This window comes from Streptomyces mayteni (assembly GCF_054783955.1).
In genome coordinates this window covers 1-18,439 of record NZ_BAAGPR010000022.1, presented here as the reverse complement: position 1 = coordinate 18,439, position 18,439 = coordinate 1, and the positions used below count along the sequence as shown (strand labels likewise).

Genomic DNA, 18,439 nt, shown 5'->3' with positions numbered 1-18,439 from the left:
CGGACGGCGCCTCCGGCGCCGGGGTCCGGGGACCGGGGCGAAGCCCCCCGGGGCCGCAGGCCCCGGAAGGCCCGCCGGACACCGGACCGGCATCGGGCCGCTGGACGACAAGCCCAAGCGGGCACGGGGTCCAGGCCCGACGGGTCCCGAACCGGCCTGCGGCTCGGGGGCAGGAGCCCCCCAGCCGAGACCGCCGACCGGGGACCCCGCGTAGCGGGGCGACTCCGGCCTGGAGCCGGAGCGAAGCCCCGACCCGCGACCGCCGGGCAGCACCTCGGCCCGAAGGGCCACCAGGCGCCGAACCGGCGCCCCGCCGCTGGACGACGGCCCCGGCGGCACGGGGTCCGGACCCGACGGGCCCCGAACCCGCCCCCGGCCAGGGGGCCGGAGCCCTCAGCCGGAGGCACCGGGGCGAAGCCCCAGAAGGCCCGGGGCCGCAGGCTCCGAAAGCCCACCGAGCACCGGGGCCCGAGGCGAAGCACCGAGCCGGGACCGCCGGGCAGCACCCCGGCCCCGGGAACCGGGGCGCGCCAACGCACCCAAGCCCCCGGGGCACCGGGGCGGAGCCCCAGAAAGCCGGGGCCGCAGGTCTCGAAAGCCCACCGGGCACCGGGGCCCGGGGCGAAGCACCGAGCCAGGACCGCCGGACGGCGTCCCCGGCCCCGGGGACCGGGGCGGAGCCCCGGAACCCCCGGGTCGCGCTGCTCGCCAACGCGCCCAAACCTGCCGGGCACCGGGGCGGAGCCCCGAACCGCGCCCGCCGGACGGCACCCCGGGAGGGGGCCCGAGGCCGGGATCGTCGGGTTGCGGGCCGCGCCGAGGCTACGCTCCGCAAGAAGACAGGAAGCGCCGCGTCCGCTCGGCGATCGGCAGCGGCTGGTCGGGCGGACACGGGTACATGTCCTGTTCGACGATGGCGAACAGGTCCGTGCCGAGGGCCTGCGCCGCCGCCAGGACCGGCGGGAGTTCGGGGACGCCGGTCGGCGGTTCGCACATCACGCCGCGCCGCACCGCCGGCCCGAAGGGGACCTCGTTGGCGACGACGTCGGCGAGGATCGCCGGGTCCACCTGCTTCAGGTGGAGGTAGCCGATGCGCTCGCCGTAGGTCTCGATGAGCTTGACGCTGTCGCCGCCGCAGTAGGCGTAGTGGCCGGTGTCGAGGCAGAGGTCGACCACCGCCGGGTCCGTGGCGTCGAGGAGGCGGGTGACGTTCTCCTCGGTGTCGATGTGGGTGTCGGCGTGCGGGTGGACGACGATGCCGAGGCCGAACTCGTCGCGTACGGCGCGGCCGAGGCGTTCGAGGCCGGCCGTCAGGTCGGCGAACCGGCCGGCCGTCAGCGTCGGGTCCTCGGTGCGTTCGCCGGTGACCGGATCGCGCCAGAACTCGGGGATGACGACCAGGTGGGTGGCGTCCACCGCCCGGGTGAGCGCGGCGACCTTCGCCACGTGCGCCCAGGTCTCGTCCCAGACGGCAGGCCCGCGGTGCAGGGCCGTGAAGACGGTGCCGGCGGAGACCCGCAGCTCGCGGCGGGCGAGTTCGTCGCGCAGCACGGCGGGGTCGGTGGGCAGGTAGCCGTAGGGGCCGAGTTCGATCCAGGGGTAGCCGGCCTCGGCGACCTCGTCGAGGAAGCGGTGCCAGGGGGTCTGCTGGGGGTCGTCGGCGAACCAGACTCCCCAGGAGTCCGGGGCCGAGCCGACCCTGATCCGGTCCAGTGCCTGCACGGCGCTCATGGTGCGCTTTCTCCTGTCAGTTCGTGGCGGAGCTCGTCCAACTCGGCGCCGCCGGCCATCTGGTGGGTGAGCTGGTCGAGGTCGACCGCGGACCGGTCGGCGCTCAGTTCGACCGCGCCGAGCCGCAGCACGGTGAAGTGGTCGCCGACCAGGTAGGCGTGGTGGGGGTTGTGGGTGATGAAGACGACGCCGAGGCCGCGTTCGCGGGCGGCGGCGACGTAGCGGAGCACGACGCCTGACTGTTTGACGCCGAGCGCGGCGGTCGGCTCGTCGAGGATGAGGACGCGGGCGCCGAAGTGGACGGCGCGGGCGATGGCGACGGACTGCCGCTGGCCGCCCGAGAGCGAGCCGACCGGCTGGTCGAGGTCGTCGAGCACGATGCCCATGGCGCGGAGTTCGGTGTCGGCGATCCGCCGCATCCGGGGGATGTCGAGGGACTGGAAAGGCCAGCGGCCACGGGTGAGTTCCGAGCCGAGGAAGAAGTTGCGCCAGACCGGCATCAGGGTGACGGTGGCGAGGTCCTGGTAGACGGTGGCGATGCCGCGGTCCAGGGCTTCGCGGGGCGAGGAGAGCCGGACCGGCTGGCCGTCGATCAGGAACTCGCCCGCGGTGTGCCGGTGCAGCCCGGAGATGATCTTGATCAGGGTGGACTTGCCGGCGCCGTTGTCGCCGAGCACGCAACCGACCCGGCCGGGCGCCACGGTGAGGTCGACGCCGCGGAGGGCGTGGATGTTGCCGTAGGACTTGCCGACGGCGCGGAGTTCGATGAGGGGAGCCACGGGTGTCACCTCCGGGTGGCCTGGCGTCGGACCCACAGGTTGAGCAGCACGGCGAGCAGCAGCATCGCGCCGAGGAAGAACATGAACCAGTCGGGGTCCCAGTTGGCGTAGACGATGCCCTGGTTGGCCATGCCGAAGAGGAAGGCGCCGATCGCCGGGCCGGCGATGGAGCCGTAGCCGCCGGTGAGCAGGCAGCCGCCGATGACGGCGGCGGCGATGTAGAGGAGTTCGTTGCCGATGCCGCCGTTGGACTGCACGGTGTTGAACGCGAACAGCTGGTGCATGCCGACGAACCAGGCGGCGAAGCCGACGGTCATGAAGAGGCTGATCCGGACGAATGCCACCGGCACGCCGACGGCGCGGGCGCTCTCCGCGTTGCCGCCGACCGCGAACACCCAGTTTCCGTAGCGGGTGCGCAGCAGCACCCAGGTGGCGAGGGCGGCGAAGCCGAGCCACCACAGCACGGTGATCCGCAGTTGGGTGTCGCCGATGGTGAGGGTGGCGGCGAAGACGTCGCGGGCCTGCTCGAAGCCGTCCATGTCGCGGATGGAGTCGGTGGCGACGTTGCCGGTGATCGCCTTGGTGACGGCGAGGTTGAGGCCCTGGAGCATCAGGAAGGTGGCCAGGGTGATGAGGAAGCTCGGCAGTCCGGTGCGGACCAGCAGGACGCCGTTGAGGGCGCCGACGGCCAGCGAGAGGACGAGCGCGACCAGCACCCCGGCCCAGACGTTGAGGGTGAGTTGGAACGCGAACATGCTGGCGGTGAGCGCGGAGGCGGTGACGGCGACGCCGGCCGACAGGTCGAACTCGCCGCCGATCATCAGCAGGGCGACGGCGATGCCCAAGATGCCAAGGGTGGACGCCTGGTAGAGGACGGTGGAGAGCGAGTCGAGCTGCCGGAAGGTGGGCGCGACGACGGAGAAGAGGACGTAGACGGCGGCGGCGCCGACCAGCGCGCCCATCTCGGGGCGGCCGAGCAGCCGGCGGAGCGGGGAGCGGCGGGTGGTGCGGCCGTCGCCCGCGGGGCGGGGCGCGGCCGTGGGTTCGACGGTGGTGTCTGCGGTGTCTGCGGTGTCTGCGGGCATGTCGTGGCTCAACTCCCCGCTCACCTGGTGCCGTTGGCGGCGTACTCGGCGACGGTGGCGACGTTCTCCGCGTCGACGAAGGCCGGTCCGGTGAGGACGGGGGCGGTGCCGCCGCCGCTGACGTTGCCGTTGGAGGTGTGGAGCCAGAGCGCGTCGATGGCCAGGTAGCCCTGGAGGTAGGGCTGTTGGTCGACGGCGAACGCGATGTCGCCTTCCTCGATGGCGGTGACGAGTTCGGTGTTGAGGTCGAAGGTGGCGATGCTGGCGTCGCTGCCGGCGCCGGAGACGGAGTCGACGGCGGCCAGCGCGTAGGGGGCGCCGAGGGCGGCGACGTAGTCGATGGAGCCGTCCTGGCGGAGCTTGGCCTCGATGGTGGAGCGGACGGCCGGCAGGTCGGCGCCGTCGACGTAGAGGATCTCGCTCTCGCCCTCGAAGGTCTCGTCGAGGCCGCCGCAGCGCTGCTCCTGGGAGATGTTGCCCTGTTCGTGGATGACGCAGACGGTGTGTTGGGCGCCGAGTTCGTTGAGCCGTTCGCCGAAGGCGCGGCCGGCGACGCCCTCGTCCTGGCCGAAGTAGGAGAGCAGGCCGGCGTCCTGCCAGGCGGGCAGCCCGGAGTTGAGGCCGACGACGGGGATGCCCGCCTCCTGGGCGGCGGCTATCGAGTCGGCCAGCGCCTCGGGGTTGGCCATGGTGAGGGCGATGCCGTCCACGCCCTGGTCGACGGCGTTGTCGATGAGGCTGGCCTGGCCGGCGGCGCTGGGGTCGCTGGAGTAGATGAGCTCGGCGTTGTCCTTGCTGGCGGCGTCCTCGGCTCCCTTGCGGACGATGTCCCAGAAGGTGTCGCCGCGGCCGCCGTGGGTGATCATGGCGACCCTGATTCGGGGGGTGTCGGCCTGGCCAGCCGCCAGGTCGTCCGCCTCCTCCTGGGCCCGCCGGCCGCCGGAGTCGCTGGAGCATGCGGTGACGAGCAGCAGGGCGGCGGCGCAGCCCGCCGCGAAGAGGGGGCGACTGATCCGGTTCATCGTTCCTACCTCACTTCGGTGTGAGAGTGGAGGGTTGGGGTGGGAGCGGGTCGCAGTGGGGAGCAAACCGCCGGGTGGGCCCGACTGTCAATAGTTTGTCAGGACAATGCTTCGTCAGGACAACGCTTCATCCTTACGTCATCGAGATGTCCATATGTAAAGACAAAGCATTGACAGCGGGTCCCGAGTGGGCCGACGCTGGGGGGCGGCGCGACAGGGCGACGACGCACGCCAGGGACGGCGGAGGGAGAGCGCGGATGACGACGGCCGGGACAGCATTCGACGTCATCACCATGGGGCGCATCGGGGTCGATATCTACCCGCTGCAGACCGGTGTGCCACTGGCCAGGGTCGATTCGTTCGGCAAATTCCTCGGCGGCTCGCCCACCAACGTGGCCGTGGCCGCCGCCCGCCTCGGCCGGTCGGCCGCGGTGATCAGCCGCACCGGCCGCGACCCGTTCGGCGACTACTGCCACCAGGCGCTGCGGGAGTTCGGGGTGGACGACCGCTGGGTGACGGCGGTTCCCGAGTACCCGACGCCCGTCACCTTCTGCGAGATCTTCCCGCCCGACGACTTCCCGCTCTACTTCTACCGGCTGCCCAAGGCGCCCGATCTGGTGATCCACGCCGACGAGCTCGACCTGGCCGCCGTCCGGGCGGCCAGGATCTTCTGGATGAGCGGCACCGGTCTCTGCGAGGAGCCGAGCCGCGGCGCCACGCTCGCGGCGCTCGCCGCCCGCGCCGAGCACCACGGCGACCAGGTGGCCACCGTCTTCGACCTCGATTGGCGGCCGACGTTTTGGAAAGACGCCGCCTGGAAGGACGGTTCGTCGGCCGTCCGCGGGCTCTACCGCGAGGCGCTGTCCCACGCGACCGTCGCCGTCGGCAACCTGGACGAGTGCGAGGTCGCCACTGGGGTCCGCGAGCCGCGCGCCTGCGCCGAGGCGCTGCTGGCGGCCGGCGTGGAGCTGGCGGTCGTCAAACAGGGGCCGGCCGGGGTGCTCGCGGTGCACCGGGACGGCACGGAGGCGCAGGCGCCGCCGCACCCCGTCGAGGTGGTGAACGGCCTCGGCGCCGGGGACGCGTTCGGCGGCGCGCTCTGCCACGGGCTGCTGGCCGGCTGGGCCCCCGACCGGCTGACGCGCTTCGCCAACGCCGCCGGCGCGCTGGTCGCCGGCCGGCTGGCCTGCTCGTCGGCCATGCCCTACGCCCACGAGGTCGACGCCCTGTTGGGCGGCGGCACCGTGCCGGAAGCGAGCACCGAACCGGCAGCCCCGACCGAACCGGCAGCCCTGACCGAACCGAAGGAGAGCCTTCCGTGACCATCAGCATCTCCGAGCTGGCCACCGTGCGCAGCCGGCACCCCGAGGCGATCGCCGAGGCGGCGGCGCGGCGGGCCCGGCGTCCGCTCCTCGGGGACCGGGGCCGGCTGATGATCATCGCCGCCGACCACCCGGCGCGCGGCGCGCTCAAGGTCGGCGGCCGGCCGCTCGCCATGGCCAACCGGGTGGAGTTGCTCGAGCGGTTGACGCTGGCACTCGCCCAGCCGGGCGTCGACGGGGTGCTGGCCACCGCCGACATCCTGGACGACCTGCTGCTGCTCGGCGCGCTCGACGAGAAGGTGGTGCTCGGCTCGATGAACCGCGGCGGGCTGGCCGGCGCCTCGTTCGAGCTCGACGACCGGTTCACCGGGCACCGTCCCGAGGACATCGAGCGGCTCGGCTTCGACGCCGGCAAGCTGCTGCTGCGCGTCGACTACACGGACCCGGGCTCGCTCACCACCCTGGAGTCCACCGCCCGGGTGATCGACGAGATGGCGCGCCGCCGACTGCCGGTCTTCGTCGAGCCGTTCCTCAGCCGCCGAATAGCCGGCAAGCCGACCAACGACCTGAGCGCCGAGGCCGTCACCACCGCCATCGCCATCGCCTCGGGCCTCGGCGGCACCTCCGCCTACACCTGGCTGAAGGTGCCGGTCACCGCGGACCCGGACGAGATGGCCCGGGTGATGGAGACCTCGACGCTGCCCGCGGTGCTGCTCGGCGGCGAGGTGACCGGCGACCAGGACGGCCTCTACGAGAAGTGGCGCTCGGCGCTGCGGCTGCCCACCGTGCGGGGCCTGGTGGTGGGCCGCTCGCTGCTCTACCCGCCGGACGGCGACGTGGCGGGCGCCGTACGCACCGCCGTCAGCCTGCTCTAACCCCCCGCTCATCCGCCCCAAGCCATCCCCCGAAGGAGAGGTCGTCGACGGTGACACCCCCGAGCCCGGGCGCGGCGTCCGGCCGCCACCATCTGCCGGCCGGCAGCGCCGCCGCCGGCCCCTACACCCTGGACATCAGCCCCGAGTCGGCCGGTTGGGGCTACTCCTCGCTGCGCGTGCTGCCGCTGGCGCCCGGTGGTACGCACCGCCTCGCCACCGGCGACAGCGAGTGGATCGTGCTGCCGCTGGCCGGCGGCTGCGTGGTGGAGGTGGCCGGCGAGCGCTTCGAACTCCGCGGCCGCGCCGGCGTCTTCGCCGGCCTGACGGACTTCGCGTACGTGCCGCGGGACGCCGAGGTGACGATCTCCTCGGCCGCCGGGGGCCGGTTCGCGTTGACCGGCGCCCGCTGCGAGCGGCGGCTGCCGGCCAGGCACGTCGCGGCCGACCGGGTGCCGGTCGAGCTGCGTGGCGCGGGATCCTGCACCCGGCAGGTCAACAACTTCGCCGCGGCCGGGGTGTTCGAGGCCGACCGGCTGATCGCCGTCGAGGTGCTGACGCCGGGCGGCAACTGGTCGTCGTACCCGCCGCACAAGCACGACGAGTCGCGTCCTGGCGAGGAGTCGAGGCTGGAGGAGATCTACTACTTCGAGATCGCCGCGGCCGAGGCCAACCCGGCGGCGGACGGCGTCGGTTACCAGCGGGTCACCCCCTCGGGGCACGGCACCGGCACGGACGTGCTGGCCGAGGTCCGCACCGGAGACGCGGTGGTCATCCCGGACGGCTGGCACGGCCCGTCGATCGCCGCGCCCGGGCACGACATGTACTACCTGAACGTGATGGCGGGGCCGGATCCCGACCGCGCCTGGCTGATCCGTGACCATCCCGACCACGCCTGGATCAGGGGCAGTTGGGCCGACCAGCGGCCGGACCCCAGGCTGCCGCGCTATCGCTCCCAGGAGGCCGCCGAGGCCGCCGCCACGGCACGGCCTGGCAGGCCGGCCAGGCGCCAGCCGGGGCCTTCGGCCCCCGGCGAGGCGCCTTCGGCCGCCGACTCCCCCCAGCAGCCCACGCCCCCATCACCGGAGCGGTCATGAGCAACACACACCACCTCACGGTCGCCCAGGCGCTGGTGCGCTTCCTGGCCAGGCAGTACACCGAGCGGGACGGCCGCCGGGAGCGGCTGGTCGCCGCCTGCTGGGGGATCTTCGGGCACGGCAACGTGGCCGGCGTCGGGCAGGCGCTGCTGGAGAGCGGCCAGGGCCCGGGCGCCGAACTCCCCTTCCTCCAGGGCCGGAACGAGCAGGCGATGGTGCACGCCGCGGTCGGCTACGCGCGCCAGCGCGACCGGCTCTCGGCGCACGCCGTCACCACCTCCATCGGTCCTGGCGCCACCAACCTGGTGACGGGCGCCGCGCTGGCCACCGTCAACCGGCTGCCCGTGCTGCTGCTGCCGGGCGACGCCTTCGCCACCCGGCCGGCCGACCCGGTGCTCCAACAGCTCGAACACCCGGGCGCCGGCGACGTGTCGGTGAACGACGCGCTGCGGCCGGTCTCCCGCTGGTTCGACCGGGTGCACCGTCCCGAGGCGCTGGTGCCGGCCGCGCTCCAGGCGATGCGGGTGCTCGCCGACCCGGTGGAGACGGGCGCGGTGACCCTCGCCCTGCCGCAGGACGTGCAGGCGGAGGCCCACGACTGGCCTGAGGGGTTCTTCCGCGAGCGCGTGTGGCGGGTGCCGCGGCCGGCGCCCGACGCGGAGGCGCTGGCCGAGGCGGCGCGGGCGATCAGGGCGGCCCGCCGGCCGCTGATCGTGGCCGGCGGCGGGGTGCACCACAGCGTGGCGGAGGAGGCGCTGCGGACCCTGGTCGAGGCGACCGGCATCCCGGTGGCGTCCACCCAGGCGGGCAAGGGCTCGCTCCGCCACGACCACCCCTGCGACGTGGGCGCCGTCGGCCACACCGGCACCGCCGTCGCCAACGAACTGGCCCGCGCCGCCGACCTGGTGATCGGCGTCGGCACCCGCTACTCGGACTTCACCACGGCCTCCGGCACGCTGTTCGCCGACCCCGCCGTCCGCTTCGTCAACCTCACCGTCGCGCCGTACGACGCCCACAAGCTGGCCGGCCTCCCGCTGGTCGCGGACGCCAGGGCCGGTCTCGGCGCGCTGACCGAGGCGCTGGCCGGGCACCGGGTCTCCGACGGGTACGCGGCCGGCTACCGGGCGGCCAAGGAGCGCTGGGAGGCGGTCGTCTCGGCCGCGTTCACCCCCGAGAAGGAGGACGACCGGCCGACGCAGAGCCAGGTGCTCGGCGCGCTCGACGCGGTCGTCGGGGACGAGGACGTGGTGATCAACGCGGCCGGCTCGATGCCGGGCGACCTGCACAAGCTGTGGCGGGCCAGGTCGCGGCGCCAGTACCACGTGGAGTACGGCTACTCCTGCATGGGCTACGAGATCCCGGCCGCCATCGGCGTCAAACTGGCCGCGCCGGACCGCGTGGTGTGGGCGCTGGTCGGCGACGGCACCTATCTGATGGGGCCGACCGAGCTGGTGACGGCCGTGCAGGAGGGCCTGCACGTGGTGCTCGTGCTGGTGCAGAACCAGGGCTACGCGTCGATCGGCGGCCTCTCGGAGCTGACCGGCGCAGAACGCTTCGGCACCGCCTACCGGTTCCGGGCGGCCGACGGCGGCTTCACCGGCGACCCGCTGCCGGTCGACCTGGCGGCCAACGCCGCCTCGCTCGGTCTCACCGTGCTGCGGGCCGGCAGCCAGGCGGAGCTGCGGGCGGCCCTCGCCGAGGCGCGGGAGGCGGCGGGGCCGGTCTGCGTGTACGTCGAGACCGACCCGAGGGACACGGCGCCGCCCGCGCAGGCGTGGTGGGACGTGCCGGTGGCCGCCACCGCCACCCGGCCGGCGGCGCGCCGGGCCCGCGAGGAGTACGAGCGCGGCGCCGCGGGCCGCCGCCACCACCTGTAGGCCAGTCGTGACGAGGAAGGGCACCACCGTGAAGACCATGGGACACTTCGTCGGCAACAAGCCAGTGCCGGGCGCCTCGGGCCGCTTCGGCCCGGTCTTCGACCCGGCGACCGGCGCCGAGGCGGGCCGGGTGGCGCTGGCCTCGGCCGCCGAGGTCGACGCGGCGGTGGCGGCGGCCCGCGCGGCGCACCGGTCGTGGGGCGGGACCTCGCTGGCCAGGCGCACCGGCCTGCTGTTCCGCTACCGCGAACTGCTGGTGGCGCACCGCGACGAGCTGGCCGGGCTGATCACCGCGGAGCACGGCAAGGTGCACGCGGACGCGCTGGGCGAGGTGGCGCGCGGCCTGGAGATCGTCGAACTGGCCTGCACCATCCCCGAGAAGCTGAAGGGCGAGCTGTCGACCCAGGTGTCGACGGGCGTCGACGTGGCGTCGATCCGGCAGCCGCTCGGCGTGGTCGCGGGCATCACGCCGTTCAACTTCCCGGCGATGGTGCCGCTGTGGATGTTCCCGGTGGCGGTCGCCTGCGGCAACACGTTCGTGCTGAAGCCGAGCGAGAAGGACCCGTCGGCGGGGCTGCGGTTGGCGGAGCTGGCGGCCGAAGCCGGGTTCCCGGACGGCGTGTTGAACGTCGTCAACGGCGACCGGGAGGCGGTGGAGCGGCTGTTGGCGCACCCGGACGTGGCGGCCGTCAGCTTCGTCGGCTCGACGCCGGTGGCGCGGGCGATCCAGCGCGGCGCGGTGGAGCACGGCAAGCGGGTGCAGGCGCTCGGCGGCGCCAAGAACCACATGCTGGTGCTGCCGGACGCCGACCTGGCCGTGGCGGCCGACGCGGCGGTCAGCGCGGCCTACGGCTCGGCCGGTGAGCGCTGCATGGCAGTGTCGGTGGTGGTCGCGGTGGGCGACGAGACGGCGGACGCGCTGGTGGCCGCGATCGCCGAGCGGGCGCGGGCCCTGGTGATCGGCCCCGGCGACGACCCGGCCTCCGAGATGGGGCCGCTGATCACCGCGGAGCACCGCGCGAACGTGGCGTCCTACGTGCGGGGCGCGGCCGCGCAGGGCGCCGAAGTGGTGGTGGACGGCACGGAGTTCACGGTGCCGGGGCACGAGGACGGCTTCTTCCTCGGCGTCTCGCTGCTCGACCGGGTGTCGCCGGGGATGGACGCCTACCGGGACGAGATCTTCGGCCCGGTGCTGTGCGTGGTGCGGGCCGCCGACTACGAGGAGGCGATCGAGCTGATCAACTCCTCACCCTGGGGCAACGGTTCGGCCGTCTTCACCCGGGACGGCGGGACGGCAAGGCGGTTCCAGCTGGAGGTGGAGAGCGGGATGGTCGGGGTGAACGTGCCGATCCCGGTGCCGGTCGGCTACCACTCCTTCGGTGGCTGGAAGGAGTCCCTCTTCGGTGATCATCACATCTACGGCAACGACGGAGTACGGTTCTACACGCGGGGCAAGGTCATCACCACCCGCTGGCCAGAACCGGCGGAGAGCGCCGTGAACCTCGGCTTCCCCAGCCACACCTGACGCCCGCACAACCTGTCGGTTTGGCCGCGGTCCGCGACAGCCGTCACCGTTACGCGCCCTGCCCGTCACAGATGATCAACAAGCCCGGCCCCACGGCGTCACGCGTCGTTCTCGGGGGGACAGGCCCACTGGTTATCGGGAGGTGCGAGAAGATGGCGGACCGCGGACTCTGGTCGTACAGGGAGATCGCCGCCCACATCCAGGTGCAGCCGGACACCGTACGGTCCTACCGCAAGCACGGCCTGCTGCCCGTGCCTGACGTGGTGGAGCGCGGCCGGCCGTACTGGTATCCGGACACCATCAGGGAGTGGGTGCGGCGGCGCCCCGGGAACCGGCGCCGCTGACCAGCCGGGCGACGCCGGCCACCGCCAACGAGATCCCGCAGGCGATGAGCACGGAGGGGAGCGGCCCTTCCAGGGCCGCGGCTCCCCAGTAGCCGAGGGCGACGCTGTAGGAGGCCCAGACGGTCTGGGCGACGCCCATCCCCAACAGGTAGCGGCGGGCCGGGAAGTCGACCAGCGCGGCGGTGAGCCCGCCGATGACCCGGCCGCTCGGCAGGAACCGCACGCCGACGACGAACGGCAGCCCGTGGGCGTGCATCCGTTCCCCGGTCCAGGCCAACGCGGCCTGGCGCCGGGGCGAGCGGTCCAGCCACCGAACGACCCGCGGCCGGCCGAGCCGACCGGCCAGATAGATCAGCCCGTCACCCGCGAGCGCCCCGAGGGCCACCGTCAACAGCACGGCCGGAAGGCTGAGTTCGCCGGCGTGCACCATGACGCCCGCGGCCGCGATCAGCGCGCTGTTCGGGAGGTAGGGCGGTGCGCTGGTGAGAACCAGTAGCGCGTACATCCAGAGTGCGCCGTCCATGCCGATGCCCGTTTCCCCACTCCCGCGGCTGCCCCGTCGCGCAACCTGTAAGCCAACGCTGACACGTGTCGACGGCGGTAAGGAAGGCCACCTCGCCCATTCCCGGGTCCTTGCCGGGTTCCCCCTAGGGGCCCACCAAACCGCTGCGCTGGGCTTTCACAGGGCACCGAGGGCCTGGCGGCCCTCGTGCGGGCCCGCTTCCCGGGGCGCGCCCCGGGCGGCGGGGGCCCGGCCCCCTGCGGGTCCGCCGCGCGGGGCGCGACGGTGGCCGTTTTGCTGCGCCGGCACGCCGCGCCGACTCCGCCGCGAAGCGGCGAGGGTCTGGCGACCCTCACCCCCGGGGCGCTGCGCTCGGCTTCGACATCGCGCCGAGCCCTGGCGACGCTCGCGCCGGCCCAAGCCAAGCGCCGCGTCACCGCATGGCGGAAAAATGAAAAGCGCCCCGCCGACGGGTCCCCCCACAGGGCCCGGCGCGGGGCGCTTCCTGCCGTCCGCACAGAGCGTCCCCCCACGGGACCCCGGCTGGACGGCCGCCGGCGTGGATCCAGCCGAATCCGCGCCAACGCTGACCGGTTAGACCGACGACGGCGTGGAAGGTTGCGCCAGCGGATATGTGACCTGCGTCACATCTTCGTCAGCGCTGCTCGACCGGCAGGTAGTCCCGCTCGGCCACGCCCGTGTAGACCTGCCGCGGGCGGCCGATCCGGGTGGTGGGGTCGTTGATCATCTCGTGCCACTGGGCGATCCAGCCCGGCAGCCGGCCGAGCGCGAACAGCACGGTGAACATGCTGGTCGGGAAGCCCATGGCCCGGTAGATCAGGCCGGTGTAGAAGTCGACGTTCGGGTACAGGTTGCGGGAGACGAAGTAGTCGTCGCTGAGCGCGTGCTCCTCGAGCTTGAGGGCGATGTCCAGCAGCTCGTCGGACTTGCCGAGCGCCGAGAGCACGTCGTGCGCCGCCGCCTTGATGATCTTCGCGCGGGGGTCGAAGCTCTTGTAGACGCGGTGCCCGAAGCCCATCAGGCGGACGCCCTGCTCCTTGTTCTTCACCTTGCGGATGAAGGCGTCCACGTCGCCGCCGTCGGCCTGGATGGCCTCCAGCATCTCCAGCACCGCCGCGTTGGCGCCGCCGTGCAGGGGGCCCCAGAGCGCGTTGATGCCGGCGGAGATGGAGACGAACAGGTTGGCCTGCGAGGAGCCGACCATGCGGACGGTGGAGGCGGAGCAGTTCTGCTCGTGGTCGGCGTGCAGGATCAGCAGCTTGTCGAGGGCGTTGACCACCACCGGGTCGAGGTCGTAGCCCTCGGCCGGCACCGAGAAGGTCATCCGCAGGAAGTTCTCGACGTAGCCGAGGTCGTTGCGCGGGTAGACCACCGGCTGGCCCATCGCCTTCTTGTAGGCGTAGGCGGCGATCGTCGGGAGCTTGGCGAGCAGCCGGATGGTGGAGAGGTGGCGCTGCCGCTCGTCGAACGGGTTGTGGCTGTCCTGGTAGAAGGTGGAGAGCGCGCTGACCACCGAGGTCAGCATGGCCATCGGGTGGGCGTCGGTCGGGAAGCCGTCGAAGAAGCGCTTGACGTCCTCGTGGAGCATGGTGTGCCGGGTGATCTCGCCCCGGAAGGCGGCCAGCTCGTCCACCGTGGGGAGCTCGCCGTTGATGAGCAGGTAGGACGTCTCGAGGAAGGAGCCGCGCTCCGCGATCTGCTCGATCGGATACCCACGGTAGCGAAGGATGCCCTGCTCGCCGTCCAGGTAGGTGATCTCCGATTTACACGTGGAAGTGTTGCCGAAACCGGAGTCCAGGGTCACCAGACCGGTCTGTGCGCGCAGCTTGCCGATGTCGAAGCCACGGTCACCCACCGTGCTCTCGACCAACGGGTAGCGGTACTCCTCGGTGCCGTACCGCACGAATACTGCGTCGTCCGCGTTGCCTGCGCTGTCGCTGTTGCGGTTTTCGCTCACGTCATCCCTCACCGACGTTGTGCCTCTTCTTCGAGGTGCCCTGACTCCCTCCTACTGTCCCCCATCTGGGCGCAGAATGTGCACTCGGGGTCGGCCAAGTGGCCACTTTCTGGCACGCCGTGCCGCGTGAATGCGGATATTTACGGGCGCTCCGGACGAAGAATTTTGCCCGCGAGCCGCGCGTCCAGCGCCGTGCAGCGGCTGCCGGCCGAGACGGAGCGCACCGCCTGGCCCAACGCCCGCCGGGAGCCGACGAGCACCACGAGCTTCTTGGCGCGGGTGACGGCCGTATACAGCAGGTTCCGCTCCAACATCATCCAGGCACTCATCGTGACGGGGATGATCACGCAGGGGTACTCGCTGCCCTGCGAGCGGTGGATGGTGACGGCGTAGGCGTGGGAGAGCTCGTCGAGCTCGGCGAAGTCGTAGGGGACCTCCTCGTCCTCGTCGGTGAGCACGGTCAGCCGCTGCTCGTCCACGTCGAGCGCGGTGACCACGCCGACGGTGCCGTTGAAGACGCCGTTCCGGCCCTTGTCGTAGTTGTTCCTGATCTGGGTGACCTTGTCGCCGACGCGGAACACCCGGCCGCCGAACCGCTTCTCGGCGAGCCCGGGCCTGGCCGGCGTGATGGACTGCTGGAGCAGCCCGTTGAGCACGCCGGCGCCGGCCGGGCCGCGGTGCATCGGGGTGAGCACCTGGATGTCGCGGCGCGGGTCGAGGCCGAACTTCGCCGGCACCCGGCGGGCCGCCACGTCGACGGCGAGCCGGCCGGCGTCCTCGGTCTCCTCCTCGACGAACAGGAAGAAGTCGGCGAGGCCCGTGGTGACGGGCGGGATGCCGGAGTTGATCCGGTGGGCGTTGGTGACCACGCCCGACTGCTGGGCCTGCCGGAAGATCCGGGTCAGCCGCACGGCGGGCACCGGGCTGTCCGGCGCGAGCAGGTCGCGCAGCACCTCGCCGGCGCCGACCGAGGGCAGTTGGTCCACGTCTCCCACCAGCAGCAGGTGGGCGCCAGGGGCCACGGCCTTGACCAGCTTGTTGGCGAGCAGCAGGTCGAGCATCGACGCCTCGTCGACCACCACCAGGTCGGCGTCGAGCGGCCGGTCGCGGTCGTAGGCCGCGTCCCCGCCGGGCTTGAGCTCGAGCAGCCGGTGCACGGTGGACGCCTCGGCGCCGGTGAGCTCCGCGAGCCGCTTGGCGGCCCGGCCGGTGGGGGCGGCGAGCAGCACCTTGGCGCGCTTGGCGCGGGCCAGCTCGACCACCGACCTGACGGTGAAGGACTTGCCGCAGCCGGGGCCGCCGGTCAGCACGGCCACCCGGCTGGTGAGCGCGAGCCTGACCGCCTCCTCCTGCTCGGGCGCGAGCTCGGAGCCGGTGCGGCCGGCGAGCCAGGAGAGCGCCTTCTCCCACTCGACGTCCTGGAAGGCGGCGAGCCGGTCCTCGTCGGCGCCGAGCAGCCGGCGCAGCTGCCCGGCGAGCGACAGCTCGGCGCGGTGGAACGGCACCAGGTAGACGGCGGTGAGCGTGCCGTCCTCGCCTTCGCCGTCCGGGTGCGGCACCCGCTCCCGCACCAGGCCCTCCGGGTCCTCGGCGAGCTCGCCGAGGCACTCGATGACCAGCCCGGTGTCGACTTGGAGCAGCTTCACCGCGTCGGAGATCAGCCGCTCCTCGGGCAGGAAGCAGTGGCCCTGGTCGGTGGCCTGCGAAAGGGCGTAGGAGAGGCCGGCCTTGACCCGCTCGGGGCTGTCCTGCGGGATGCCGACGGCGCGGGCGATCCGGTCGGCGGTGAGGAAGCCGATGCCCCACACGTCGGCCGCGAGCCGGTAGGGCTGGTTCTTCACGACGGAGATGGAGGCGTCGCCGTACTTCTTGTAGATGCGGACGGCGATGGAGGTGGAGACCTCCACGCTCTGCAGGAAGACCATCACCTCCTTGATGGCCTTCTGTTCCTCCCAGGCGGTGGCGATCAGCGCGGTGCGCTTGGGGCCGAGCCCTGGGACGGCGATCAGCTTGCGGGGGTCGGCCTCGATGACGTCGAGGGTGGCCGTGCCGAAGTGGTCGACGATGCGCTCGGCGGTCTTCGGGCCGATGCCCTTGATCAGTCCTGAGCCCAGGTAGCGGCGGATGCCCTGCACGGTGGCCGGCAGCACCGTGGTGTAGTTCTCCACGGTGAACTGCCGGCCGTAGCTGGGGTGCGAGCCCCACCGGCCGGTCATCCGCAGCGACTCGCCCACCTGGGCGCCGAGCAGCGAGCCGACGACGGTCAGCAGCTCGCCGCCGCCGCGGCCGGTGTCCACCCGGGCCACCGTGTAGCCGTTCTCCTCGTTGGCGTACGTGATGCGCTCGAGGACCGCTTCGAGCACCACCGCACCGTTCGACATGGGTCCGACGTTAGTCGTCGGCACCGACACGGCGTCGCCGGTCGTCCACAGGCGAACAGAGTTGGACGATTTTCCGACACATCCCGTTTTGCTGTCAGGTGCCTGACGTTTTCCCGGCGTCTCCTCCGGCGGGACGACGGCCCGGAACGTCTTGGAACGTCTTGGGGTGAGCGATGGACATCAAGGACATCGGGATCGACGACGGCACGCACGACACGTCACCGACCACCGGCACCGACCTGACCCTCCCGCTCGGCGACCCGCGCGCCGGCCGGGTCGACCTCACCGGCTCCAAGGCGGCGGCGCTGGCCCGCGCCGCCCGGGCGCGGCTGCCGGTGCTGCCCGGCTTCGTCGTCCTGCCGCCTGGCGCCGCCGTCCGTGGCGGCCGCGATCCCCGGTCCGCCTGGCGGGAGTTGAGCGAGGACGGCGCCAGGCCGCTGGTGGTCCGCTCCTCCTCGGCCGCCGAGGACACCGAACGGTCGTCCATGGCCGGCCAGTTCGCCTCGGTGCTGGACGTGCGCGGCTGGGCGGCCTTCCGGGACGCGCTGCGCACCGTGCGGGAGTCGTCGGCCGACGCGATGGCGGTGCTGGTGCAGCCGATGGTCCGCTCGCGGATCGGCGGGGTGCTGTTCGGCGCCGATCCGGTGGCCGGGCGCGCCGACCGGATGCTGCTGAGCGCGGTGCGCGGCGGCCCCGACCGGCTGGTGAGCGGCGAGGCGGCGGGCACCGACCTCCGGCTCACCCGCCGCGGCCGGCCGGTGCGGGAGGGCCGGGCGGCGCGGCCCGGGCTGCTGACGGCGGCCGAGCTGCGCCGGCTGACCGGGCTGGCCAGGCGCGCCGGGGCGGTGTTCGGCGGGGCGCAGGACATCGAGTTCGGCTTCGACGAACTCACCGGCCGGCTCTGGCTCTTCCAGTCCCGGCCGATCACGGCGATGGCGCCGCGCCCGCCACGTGGTGCCCGGCTGCTCGGCCCTGGGCCGGTCGCGGAGACGCTGCCCGAGCCGCTGCTGCCGCTCGAGGAGGACCTGTGGGTCACCCCGATGGCGCACGGGATCGCGACGGCGCTCGACCTGGCGGGCGCGGCCGGCCGGCGCCGGCTTCGGGAGGTGCCGGCGGTGACGACGGTCGGCGGGCGGGCCGTCGCCGACCTGCGGCTCCTCGGGCTCGAACCGCCCAGGCACCGGCTGTTGGCGCCGCTGAACCCGCTGCCAGGCGCGAGGCGGCTGGCACCCGCCTGGCGGGTGGGCCGGCTGCGGGCCGCGCTGCCGCGGCTGGCGGTCGCGCTGCGGACGGACGTGGACCGGGCGCTCGCCGAGGCCGCGGCCCCGGCCCGGCTCAGCTCGGCCGAGCTGCTGGCGGCGCTGCGCTGGAGCAGGGCGGCGTTGGTGGCGCTGCACGCGCAGGAGGCCCTGGCCGGCGCCCTGTTGCCGCCCGCCGGCCCGGGGGCGGGGACGGCGGGCGGCGCGGCGCTCGCGGCGCTGCTCGAGGGCCGCGACCGCGGCCTGGACGACGCCGAACTCACCGCGGCCCACCCGGAGGTGCTGGCCCTGACCGCCCCCGGCCTCGACCGCGCCCCGCGGCTCCCCGAACGCACGCCGGCCGCCGCCCTTCCCGCGCCCCCGCTCGGCCTCCGCGAGTCCCTCCGCCTCCGCATCCTCTGGATCCAGGAGTTCCAGACCCGGCTCGTCAGGGAGGCGGGCAGAAGAATCCAGCCACCGGTGCCCGCTGGCGCGGAGCACGCGACGTCGACGGCGGCCGACCGACCACCCACGGCCACGGCCACGGCCGGTGGCCCTGCGGCGCCCCAGCGAAGCGGGGCCTGGCCGCCGACCGTGCCAGCCGCCACTCGCGCGGAACGCGAGAGGTCGGCGGCGGCCGATCAGGCGGCGCCGGCGCGTGACGCCGGCGCGGTGGCCCCGCGGGG

General features: G+C 73.4%; 14 protein-coding genes. 7 read left to right on the top strand and 7 right to left on the bottom strand.

Annotation, left to right across the window (positions count from 1 at the left end; all coding sequences use genetic code 11):
• Positions 1-822 precede the first annotated feature (822 nt).
• The 4 genes from ACYVPE_RS12920 to ACYVPE_RS12905 are packed head-to-tail and all read right to left on the bottom strand — an operon-like array spanning position 823 to position 4,617.
• A complete protein-coding gene (locus ACYVPE_RS12920) occupies positions 823-1,731 on the bottom strand; it encodes a sugar phosphate isomerase/epimerase family protein (protein WP_461033667.1) in 909 nt (302 codons plus the stop codon).
• On the bottom strand, positions 1,728-2,546 hold the full coding sequence (locus ACYVPE_RS12915; RefSeq protein ID WP_461033666.1) for an ATP-binding cassette domain-containing protein: 819 nt from the start codon (positions 2,544-2,546) through the stop codon (positions 1,728-1,730). The genes ACYVPE_RS12920 and ACYVPE_RS12915 overlap by 4 nt, the downstream gene beginning before the upstream one ends.
• Entirely contained in the window at positions 2,516-3,595 is a 1,080-nt protein-coding gene (locus ACYVPE_RS12910; protein ID WP_461033665.1) for an ABC transporter permease, read from the bottom strand. The genes ACYVPE_RS12915 and ACYVPE_RS12910 overlap by 31 nt, the downstream gene beginning before the upstream one ends.
• Before the next feature lie 20 nt (positions 3,596-3,615).
• Positions 3,616-4,617, bottom strand: a complete 1,002-nt coding sequence (locus tag ACYVPE_RS12905) for a substrate-binding domain-containing protein (RefSeq protein WP_461033664.1) — start codon at positions 4,615-4,617, stop codon at positions 3,616-3,618.
• A gap of 257 nt (positions 4,618-4,874) precedes the next feature.
• Here ACYVPE_RS12905 and iolC point away from each other — a divergent pair, with 257 nt between their 5' ends.
• The 6 genes from iolC (at position 4,875) to ACYVPE_RS12875 (ending at position 11,654) form a co-directional block, all read left to right on the top strand.
• Positions 4,875-5,939 carry a 5-dehydro-2-deoxygluconokinase gene (gene iolC / locus ACYVPE_RS12900; RefSeq protein WP_461033663.1) on the top strand — a complete coding sequence of 355 codons (1,065 nt, stop codon included), beginning with the start codon at positions 4,875-4,877 and terminating at the stop codon, positions 5,937-5,939.
• Positions 5,936-6,814 carry a Cgl0159 family (beta/alpha)8-fold protein gene (locus tag ACYVPE_RS12895; RefSeq protein WP_461033662.1) on the top strand — a complete coding sequence of 293 codons (879 nt, stop codon included), beginning with the start codon at positions 5,936-5,938 and terminating at the stop codon, positions 6,812-6,814. Before iolC ends, ACYVPE_RS12895 begins: the two co-directional genes overlap by 4 nt.
• Before the next feature lie 50 nt (positions 6,815-6,864).
• Positions 6,865-7,908: a 5-deoxy-glucuronate isomerase gene (gene iolB / locus ACYVPE_RS12890; RefSeq protein WP_461033661.1), complete on the top strand. Its 1,044-nt coding sequence runs from the start codon at positions 6,865-6,867 to the stop codon at positions 7,906-7,908.
• Entirely contained in the window at positions 7,905-9,785 is a 1,881-nt protein-coding gene (gene iolD / locus ACYVPE_RS12885) for a 3D-(3,5/4)-trihydroxycyclohexane-1,2-dione acylhydrolase (decyclizing) (protein ID WP_461033660.1), read from the top strand. The genes iolB and iolD overlap by 4 nt, the downstream gene beginning before the upstream one ends.
• 28 nt (positions 9,786-9,813) lie before the next feature.
• A complete protein-coding gene (locus ACYVPE_RS12880; protein ID WP_461033659.1) occupies positions 9,814-11,310 on the top strand; it encodes a CoA-acylating methylmalonate-semialdehyde dehydrogenase in 1,497 nt (498 codons plus the stop codon).
• A gap of 152 nt (positions 11,311-11,462) precedes the next feature.
• Positions 11,463-11,654, top strand: coding sequence for a MerR family transcriptional regulator (locus tag ACYVPE_RS12875; RefSeq protein WP_461033658.1), 192 nt, complete (start codon positions 11,463-11,465; stop codon positions 11,652-11,654).
• Here the strand turns inward: ACYVPE_RS12875 and ACYVPE_RS12870 are convergent.
• The 3 genes from ACYVPE_RS12870 to recD2 form a co-directional block, all read right to left on the bottom strand.
• Positions 11,611-12,177, bottom strand: coding sequence for a DedA family protein (locus ACYVPE_RS12870; protein ID WP_461033657.1), 567 nt, complete (start codon positions 12,175-12,177; stop codon positions 11,611-11,613). The genes ACYVPE_RS12875 and ACYVPE_RS12870 overlap by 44 nt on opposite strands.
• Before the next feature lie 634 nt (positions 12,178-12,811).
• On the bottom strand, positions 12,812-14,134 hold the full coding sequence (locus ACYVPE_RS12865; RefSeq protein WP_461033656.1) for a citrate synthase: 1,323 nt from the start codon (positions 14,132-14,134) through the stop codon (positions 12,812-12,814).
• 140 nt (positions 14,135-14,274) lie between these two features.
• Positions 14,275-16,515, bottom strand: a complete 2,241-nt coding sequence (gene recD2 / locus ACYVPE_RS12860; RefSeq protein ID WP_461033655.1) for an SF1B family DNA helicase RecD2 — start codon at positions 16,513-16,515, stop codon at positions 14,275-14,277.
• A 173-nt stretch (positions 16,516-16,688) separates the two neighbouring features.
• On the opposite strand from recD2, the gene ACYVPE_RS12855 reads away from it, so the two are divergent.
• On the top strand, positions 16,689-18,439 hold a 1,751-nt coding region (locus ACYVPE_RS12855; RefSeq protein WP_461033654.1), incomplete at its 3' end, for a PEP/pyruvate-binding domain-containing protein.